Source organism: Mycobacterium sp. TH-M103, from assembly GCF_057473785.1.
The window spans coordinates 1-7,363 of sequence record NZ_JBYCLG010000229.1; the positions used below are offsets into that span (position 1 = coordinate 1).

Genomic DNA, 7,363 nt, shown 5'->3' on the forward strand with positions numbered 1-7,363 from the left:
GTCGAACGCCGCCCTGAGCTCCTCCCGGTCAACACTCACACCGTCAAACTATGCGCACCCACCGACAACAAACCCCGGAATGTGACCACAGAAACCACAGTGACACAAGTTATTTGAAGTCCGGCAACGGTGCAGCGGGCGCTGGCAATAGCATGCGTGGGTGACTGGCTCCTATCCCTACGCATTCGACGACGTCAAAAACCGCCCGGTCGCGGTGATCGGCGCGGGGACCCTCGGTCGTCGCATCGCGCTGATGTTCGCCGGCCGCGGGGGAACCGTGCGGATACACGCCCGCCGCGCCGAGCAGCTCGCCTCCGCGACGCAATACGTGGCGGAAAATCTCCCGAAGTTGTTGGTGGACAGAGGCTTCGGCGAACCAGGTACCGCGACGGCCGCGGACTCGCTGGAGGCGGCATTGGACGACGCCTGGCTCGCCGTCGAATCCGTCCCCGAGAAACTCGAAACCAAGATCGCCGTCTGGGGCCAGATCGACCGGGCCGCGCCGGCGGACACCATCTTCGGGACCAACTCGTCGTCGCTGCCCTCGCGCCTGATGGCCGAAGGGGTGCGGGACAAGACGCGGTTGTGCAACACCCACTTCTACATGCCGCCCGGGATCAACGCGGTGGAGTTGATGTCCGACGGCAACACCGCTCGCGGTGTGCTGGACACGCTGCTGACGGTGCTGCCCGAGTACGGGTTTCGGCCCTTCGAGGTGCGCCGGGAGTCCACCGGGTTCATCTTCAATCGCATCTGGGCGGCCATCAAGCGCGAATCGCTGGCCGTCGTCGCCGAAGGCGTGGCCCGGCCCGAGGACGTCGACGGCATGTTCAAGGAGAACTGGCGCGTGCCCGTCGGGCCCTTCCAGATGATGGACCAGGTCGGCCTGGACGTCGTCCTCGACATCGAAAACCACTACACCGCGGAGTTCCCGTACCTAGCCACCCGCGCGCGAGACCTGTTGCGGGCCTACGTCGACGCGGGAAAACTCGGCGTCAAGACCGGGGAGGGCTTCTATACCTACTGAACCGCGATGTCGGCGGTGACCGCCCCCGTCAGCCGGATCAGGTCCGCGGGGGCCACCGCGACGTCCCAATGGCGCCTGCCCGCACTGCACAGCACCCGGTCCCAGCGCAGCGCCGAGGTGTCGACGACGGCGCGCAGCCGCCGGCGCTGCCCGAACGGTGAGATACCGCCGACCTTGTAACCGGTGACCCGTTGTGCGACAACGGGTTCGGCCATGGCGGCCTTGGGCGCGCCCAGCGCGCCCGCCGCGGCCTTGAGCGACAGCTGCCGCGGCACCGGCAGCACCGCGACGGCCAATCCGCCGGGCAGCGCGATGATCAACGTCTTGAAGACCTGTTCGGCGGCGACGTCGCTCGACTCCGACAGGTCGCCGACGGCCTCGAAGTGGACGATCTCGTGCGGCACCCCCGCCGCGACCAGCGCGGCGATGCCTGGAGTGGCGGCGCGGGCCACGCCAAAAACCCCTCTAGGGACCCGAGTATCCCGGCGGGTTGACGCCGTCGACCCAGAAGTCCAGGCCGAGTTCCGACCCCGGCACGCAGTCGTACACCGACAGGTCCGTGACACCGGACTCGACCAGCACGTCCTCGCACAGCAGCGACTTGCCGGTGTACTCGCGGGCGGGCTTGTTGAGGATGACGTAGGCCGCGTCGGAGTACACCTCGGGCTTGCGGGCACGGCCCATCGCCTCGTCGCCGCCGAGCAGGTTCTGCACCGCGGCGGTGGCGACCAGGGTGCGCGGCCACAACGTGTTCGACGCGATGCCGTCGGCGCGCATCTCCTCGGCGATGCCGAGTGCGCACAGCGTCATGCCGAACTTGGCCATCATGTACGCGGTGGGTTTCAGCCACTTGCTTTCCAGCAGCACCGGCGGCGACAGGGTCAGGATGTGGGGGTTCTCGCGGCCCTTCATGTGCGGGATGCAGGCCTGTGACACCGCATAGGTGCCGCGCACCTGGATCCCGTTCATCAGGTCGAACCGCTTCATGGGCACCTCGAGGACCGACCCCAGGTTGATCGCCGACGCGTTGTTGACGCAGATGTCGATACCGCCGAACTGCTCGACGGCCTTGGCCACCGCGGATTCGACGGATTCCGGGTCCCGGACGTCCCCTACGATCGGCAGCGCCTGTCCGCCGGCCTCCTCGAGTTCCTTGGCCGCGGTGTAGACCGTGCCCGGCAGCTTGGGGTGCGGTTCGGCGGTCTTGGCCACCAGGACGATGTTGGCGCCGTCCTGTGCGGCGCGTTTGGCGATCGCGAGGCCGATACCGCGACTGGCGCCGGAGATGAACATGGTCTTGCCGTTCAGAGACATGGCGTCACACTAACCTCCGGCTGCGACGGCGCCGATGGAGCCTCGGAATACGGCTCCGGCCAGCGCTGTTGCACCACCCGGTTTCCGATGCGCGCGAGCACCCGCAGACACTGTCGGGGGCAGCCTTTAGATTGGGAGGAGCAGTCTGGTGTCGACGGCGACGAGCCTGTTGGGCAGCCCGCCGGGCGCCGGGCAGTTGGCTCGCATTCTTGCGGGTCCGGGCGCGTTTCCGGTCTCGTCCGGCGACACCGCAGCAGAAGGGACCGGGGTAATCGACATGGCCGACTTCGAAGATGGCCGGGACGGCGCGATGCCTTCGGAGCTTCCCGAGCCCGAACCGGAGACCGACGAGGAACTGACCGCGCGGTTCGAGCGCGATGCGATTCCCCTGCTGGACCAGCTCTACGGCGGTGCGCTGCGCATGACGCGCAACCCGGCCGACGCCGAAGACCTCCTGCAGGAGACGATGGTGAAGGCCTATGCGGGCTTTCGTTCCTTCCGGGCCGGAACCAACCTCAAGGCGTGGCTCTATCGCATCCTGACCAACACCTACATCAACAGCTACCGCAAGAGGCAGCGACAGCCGACCGAGTACCCGACCGAGGAGATCACCGACTGGCAGCTGGCGGCCAACGCCGAGCATTCCTCCACCGGGCTGCGTTCGGCCGAGGTCGAAGCCCTCGAATCGCTGCCCGACACCGAGATCAAGGAAGCCTTGCAGGCATTGCCGGAGGAATTCCGGATGGCGGTCTACTACGCCGACGTCGAGGGTTTCCCTTATAAAGAGATCGCCGAGATCATGGACACGCCGATCGGCACCGTCATGTCACGGCTGCACCGTGGTAGACGTCAGCTGCGCGGTCTGCTGGCCGACGTGGCCAAAGAGCGGGGCTTCAATCGAGGTCACCAGGCGCACGAGGAGGTGTCGTCATGAGGCGCGCCGGCGACGATGCAGAGCGAAGCGATGAGGACGAGCGGCGCTCGTCGAGCGAGTTGTCGGGCCAGGACGGCTCGTGCCCCAACGACCATGCCCACGGCGGTCTCGGCTGCGCCGAGGTGATCGCCGAGGTGTGGACCCTGCTCGACGGCGAGTGCACACCGGAGTCCCGCGCGAGGCTGCGCCAGCATCTGGAGGCGTGCCCCGGATGCTTCCAGCACTACGGGCTCGAGGAGCGGATCAAGGCGCTGATCGCCTCCAAATGTCAAGGCGAGAAGGCCCCGGACACCCTGCGGGAGCGGCTTCGGCTGGAGATCCGCCGCACCACCATCATCCGGGACATGCAGTAGCGCTACCGGCGCGCGGGACGCTCAGGTGTTGGGCCGCTTGCCGTGATTGGCCTTGCTGTACTTGCGGTCGCGCTTCTTGCGGCCACGCTTGGCCATCGTCGTAACCTCCGAATTTGGTCGAAAACCGGGCGTCCGGCGCCCGTCGTGTCGCCCCACAGTCTCTCACGCCGCGTGGATGCGTGACCAACAGCCCGCGCGCCGAGGTCCCCGGCGGCGTTGTGGTTCGATATACATGAGCTTGCGACAGAAGCTTGCTGGGTCGGCAGCCAGCGTGCGCCGACGGCCGGAACGAATGAGGTGGAGATGGCGGAGGATGTTCGCGCCGAAATCGTGGCCAGCGTGCTTGAAGTCGTCGTCAACGAGGGTGACCAGATCGGCAAGGGCGACATCGTCGTGCTGCTGGAGTCGATGAAGATGGAGATTCCCGTCCTGGCCGAGGTCGACGGCACGGTCAGCAAGGTGAGTGTCTCGGTGGGCGACGTCATCCAGGCCGGTGACCTCATCGCCGTCATCAGCTAGCCGTTGGGTCCGCGCATCAACCGCCGGGACGGCTCGGGAGTTGTCAATGTCGACCCTCGGTGACCTGCTCGCCGAGCACACGATGCTGCCCGGCAACGCGGTGGACCACCTGCACGCGGTCGTGGGGGAGTGGCAGCTGCTCGCCGACCTGTCGTTCGCCGACTACCTGATGTGGGTCCGCCGCGACGACGGGATGCTGGTGTGCGTCGCGCAATGCCGGCCGAACACCGCGCCCACGGTCATGCACGCCGACGAGGTGGCGAGCGTCGTCGACGCCGGGCAGCTGCCGTTGGTGGCCGAGAGCTTCGCCTCCGGCGCGACCGTCCGGAACCACGACGGGGATCCGAAGACGTCCTGGCAGCTGCTGGGACCCCACGTCGAGGCGTCCCCGGTGCGGTATGGCGGCCAGGTGGTGGCGGTGCTCACGCAGCACCAGAACGCGTTGGCCACCCGCCGCAAATCCGGCCGTCTCGAGACCGCCTACCGGGAATGCGCGACGAGCCTGGTGCAGATGCTGGCCGAGGGCACCTTTCCCGACGTCGGCGACGTGGCCATGTCCCGCTCGACGCCGCGGGCGGGCGACGGCTTCATCCGACTCGACGTCGACGGTCTCGTCGTCTACGCCAGCCCCAACGCCCTGTCGGCCTATCACCGGATGGGGCTGACGACCAAGCTGGAGGGCTGCAACCTGATCGAGGTGACACGGCCGCTGATCTCGGACCCTTTCGAGGCCCAGGAGGTGGCCGAGCACATTCACGACCTGGTGGCCGGCGGGCTGAGCATGCGGATGGAGGTCGACGCCGGCGGCGCCACGGTGCTGTTGCGGACGCTGCCGCTCGTCGTCGACGGCGCCAGCAAGGGGGCCGCGGTGCTGATCCGCGACGTCACCGAGGTGAAGCGCCGCGACCGCGCCCTGATATCCAAGGACGCCACGATCCGCGAGATCCACCACCGGGTCAAGAACAACTTGCAGACCGTGGCGGCGCTGCTGCGGCTGCAGGCCCGCCGGACGGTCAACGCCGAGGGGCGGGAGGCGCTGATGGAGTCGGTGCGGCGCGTCTCCTCGATCGCGCTGGTCCACGACGCGTTGTCGATGTCGGTGGACGAGCAGGTCAACCTCGACGAGGTCATCGACAGGATCCTGCCGATCATGAACGACGTGGCGTCGGTGGACCGGCCGATCCGGATCAACCGAGTCGGTGACCTCGGGGTGCTCGACTCCGACCGCGCCACGGCACTGATCATGGTGATCACCGAACTCGTGCAGAACGCGATCGAGCACGCGTTCGATCCCGCGGCCCAGGAGGGTTCGGTGACGATCCGGGCCGAACGCTCCGCGCGCTGGCTGGACGTGGTGGTGCACGACGACGGGCGCGGACTTCCCGAAGGGTTCAGCCTGGAGAAGTCCGACAGTCTTGGCCTGCAGATCGTGCGGACGCTGGTATCGGCGGAACTGGACGGCACGCTCGGCATGCGGGACGCGGCCGGGCATGGCACCGATGTGGTGCTACGGGTGCCGATCGGTCGTCGGGCCCGGCTGCTGCTGTAGCCGCATACAACAGTGCGGCCCCGACAATCGTGGGGGCCGCACTGTTGTATGAAACTGTGTCAAACTCCGCTACGGGCCTTCGTCCGAGCGCTGCGACGCTTCAGGGCGCGTCGTTCGTCTTCGCTCATCCCACCCCATACGCCCGAGTCCTGACCGGTGTTCAGGGCCCAGGCGAGGCACTCGGTCGTCACCGGGCACCGGTTGCAGATCAGTTTCGCGTCAGCGATCTGCGCGAGCGCCGGGCCACTGTTCCCTACCGGGAAGAACAGCTCCGGGTCCTCGTCACGACAGACCGCCTTGTGGCGCCAATCCATTCGTTGTAACTCCTCACTGAGTGCGCAGCAAGACGCACGGTATTTTCTCCGGCTGTTAAGCGTGCAGAAGAAAACGGCTCCGTACCCCTACGTAAATTTCTGCATGCAACCTTTTGATCGTTTCACAGGCTCAACAGAAGTCAATAGCGTGCGTTCGCTCGTGGGCTATCTCACTTTGGCGAACTCTTAGTCAAGCCCTTACTCCGTTGTACTACACTGAGCCGCTACGCTCCCGAGAATTTTTTCCCGTACTTCCCTGGTGCCCTGTTACCGCAGTTCAGGCTGGTTCTTGGTCGGAGGTGCCACGACCGACAGTGCGTCGGGAACCGCCCGGAAAGTCATGGTTTCGCGGGTGCCGAGGTAGTCCCCGTCGAACTGGCAGGCAACCGGGCCCCCCGTCGAGGTGACCCGCAGGGAGGCGACGTCGTCCTCGGTGATGAGGTTCTTCAACTCGAACTTGGGCCGCTTGGCGAGCATTTGCCGGACGATGCGCAGGGTGGGGATCAGCTTCAGGCTGGTGGGGGCGAACACCCCGAGTCCCGACTCGAAGCTGCATCCCGGATTGGTCCACACCGGCCGCTCGTTGGCGAAGGTCCACGGGCTCGAATTCGACACGAAGACGAAGCTCACCCCGGTGAGCGGGGCGCGGGCGGGCAATTCCAGTGTCAGCATCGGTTCGCGGCGCGTGTAGCCCCACACGGCCGGGACCGCGGCGCGAACGTAGCGCCACGGCGTCACCGCGCCGCCCTTGTTGCGTTCGGCCTCCACCGCCGCGACCACCTCCGCGTCGACGCCCATGCCGGTGTTTAACACGGCCCAGCGCTCGCCGCAGTCGATCAGCCCGATGCGGCGCCACCTCTGGTGAAGGCGGTAGTCGTCGAGCAGCTGGATGAGCTGGTTGGTGGCCGCGACCGGGTCGCGGGAAATGCCCAGCGACCGGGCCAGCACGTTGGCCGAGCCGCCGGGGACCACCGCGACCGCGGGCACGTGCCACGGTGGTGTCGCCCCGGGGCTTCCGAGCAGGCCGTTGACGACGCCGCTGACCGTGCCGTCGCCGCCGTGCACCACGACCAGGTCGACGCCGTCTTTCGCGGCCGCCTGCGCGAGCTCGGTGCCGTGGCCGCGGTGGTTGGTGTGCTCGACGGTGAGCTGCAGGCGGCTCTTGAGTGCGTGCGTCAGCAGGTCGCGGCCGGCGGGTGTGGTGGACGTTGCTGTGGGGTTGACGATCAGCACGGCGCGCATGACGACTGAGCTTAGTTCCGGCGACGATGCGGGCCGTGATACGGCCCGAGGAGGAGGCGGGCGATGTGACCGGGCCCGGCGACGATGCGGGCCGTGATACGGCCCGAGGAG

10 protein-coding genes are annotated in these 7,363 nt (G+C 67.2%); 5 read left to right on the forward strand and 5 right to left on the reverse strand.

What is annotated here, in order from left to right:
• Positions 1-160 precede the first annotated feature (160 nt).
• Complete coding sequence (locus AC2VOR_RS13360; protein ID WP_486963931.1) at positions 161-1,027, forward strand: 3-hydroxyacyl-CoA dehydrogenase family protein; 867 nt, start codon at positions 161-163, stop codon at positions 1,025-1,027.
• Here the strand turns inward: AC2VOR_RS13360 and AC2VOR_RS13365 are convergent.
• Together AC2VOR_RS13365 and AC2VOR_RS13370 are read right to left on the reverse strand one after the other, a co-directional pair.
• Positions 1,021-1,479, reverse strand: coding sequence for a YbaK/EbsC family protein (locus tag AC2VOR_RS13365; RefSeq protein ID WP_369740062.1), 459 nt, complete (start codon positions 1,477-1,479; stop codon positions 1,021-1,023). The genes AC2VOR_RS13360 and AC2VOR_RS13365 overlap by 7 nt on opposite strands.
• A gap of 13 nt (positions 1,480-1,492) precedes the next feature.
• Positions 1,493-2,341, reverse strand: coding sequence for an SDR family oxidoreductase (locus AC2VOR_RS13370; RefSeq protein WP_486963932.1), 849 nt, complete (start codon positions 2,339-2,341; stop codon positions 1,493-1,495).
• A 277-nt stretch (positions 2,342-2,618) separates the two neighbouring features.
• Here AC2VOR_RS13370 and AC2VOR_RS13375 point away from each other — a divergent pair, with 277 nt between their 5' ends.
• Positions 2,619-3,275 carry a sigma-70 family RNA polymerase sigma factor gene (locus AC2VOR_RS13375; protein WP_369741728.1) on the forward strand — a complete coding sequence of 219 codons (657 nt, stop codon included), beginning with the start codon at positions 2,619-2,621 and terminating at the stop codon, positions 3,273-3,275.
• Positions 3,272-3,628 (forward strand): mycothiol system anti-sigma-R factor, encoded by a 357-nt coding sequence (gene rsrA, locus AC2VOR_RS13380; RefSeq protein ID WP_369740058.1) that lies wholly within the window; start codon positions 3,272-3,274, stop codon positions 3,626-3,628. The genes AC2VOR_RS13375 and rsrA overlap by 4 nt, the downstream gene beginning before the upstream one ends.
• A 21-nt stretch (positions 3,629-3,649) precedes the next feature.
• On the opposite strand, the gene AC2VOR_RS13385 is transcribed toward rsrA, so the two are convergent.
• Complete coding sequence (locus AC2VOR_RS13385) at positions 3,650-3,724, reverse strand: 50S ribosomal protein bL37 (RefSeq protein ID WP_369741727.1); 75 nt, start codon at positions 3,722-3,724, stop codon at positions 3,650-3,652.
• A gap of 207 nt (positions 3,725-3,931) precedes the next feature.
• On the opposite strand from AC2VOR_RS13385, the gene AC2VOR_RS13390 reads away from it, so the two are divergent.
• Positions 3,932-4,147 carry a biotin/lipoyl-binding carrier protein gene (locus AC2VOR_RS13390; protein WP_040622133.1) on the forward strand — a complete coding sequence of 72 codons (216 nt, stop codon included), beginning with the start codon at positions 3,932-3,934 and terminating at the stop codon, positions 4,145-4,147.
• 46 nt (positions 4,148-4,193) lie between these two features.
• Positions 4,194-5,696: a sensor histidine kinase gene (locus AC2VOR_RS13395; protein ID WP_369740055.1), complete on the forward strand. Its 1,503-nt coding sequence runs from the start codon at positions 4,194-4,196 to the stop codon at positions 5,694-5,696.
• 59 nt (positions 5,697-5,755) lie between these two features.
• Here AC2VOR_RS13395 and whiB1 read toward each other — a convergent pair whose 3' ends face one another.
• Both whiB1 and AC2VOR_RS13405 read right to left on the reverse strand, forming a co-directional pair.
• A complete protein-coding gene (gene whiB1, locus AC2VOR_RS13400; RefSeq protein WP_421529943.1) occupies positions 5,756-6,010 on the reverse strand; it encodes a transcriptional regulator WhiB1 in 255 nt (84 codons plus the stop codon).
• A gap of 267 nt (positions 6,011-6,277) precedes the next feature.
• Positions 6,278-7,252 (reverse strand): diacylglycerol/lipid kinase family protein, encoded by a 975-nt coding sequence (locus tag AC2VOR_RS13405; protein ID WP_369740053.1) that lies wholly within the window; start codon positions 7,250-7,252, stop codon positions 6,278-6,280.
• Positions 7,253-7,363: the final 111 nt, after the last annotated feature.

Excerpts from the sequence above, each read along its gene's own strand:
- AC2VOR_RS13370 (WP_486963932.1), bottom strand. The coding sequence starts at position 2,341 with ATGTCTCTGAACGGCAAGACCATGTTCATCTCCGGCGCCAGTCGCGGT.
- AC2VOR_RS13375 (WP_369741728.1), top strand. The coding sequence starts at position 2,619 with ATGGCCGACTTCGAAGATGGCCGGGACGGCGCGATGCCTTCGGAGCTT.
- rsrA (WP_369740058.1), top strand. The coding sequence starts at position 3,272 with ATGAGGCGCGCCGGCGACGATGCAGAGCGAAGCGATGAGGACGAGCGG.
- AC2VOR_RS13390 (WP_040622133.1), top strand. The coding sequence starts at position 3,932 with ATGGCGGAGGATGTTCGCGCCGAAATCGTGGCCAGCGTGCTTGAAGTC.
- AC2VOR_RS13395 (WP_369740055.1), top strand. The coding sequence starts at position 4,194 with ATGTCGACCCTCGGTGACCTGCTCGCCGAGCACACGATGCTGCCCGGC.
- whiB1 (WP_421529943.1), bottom strand. The coding sequence starts at position 6,010 with ATGGATTGGCGCCACAAGGCGGTCTGTCGTGACGAGGACCCGGAGCTG.
- AC2VOR_RS13405 (WP_369740053.1), bottom strand. The coding sequence starts at position 7,252 with ATGCGCGCCGTGCTGATCGTCAACCCCACAGCAACGTCCACCACACCC.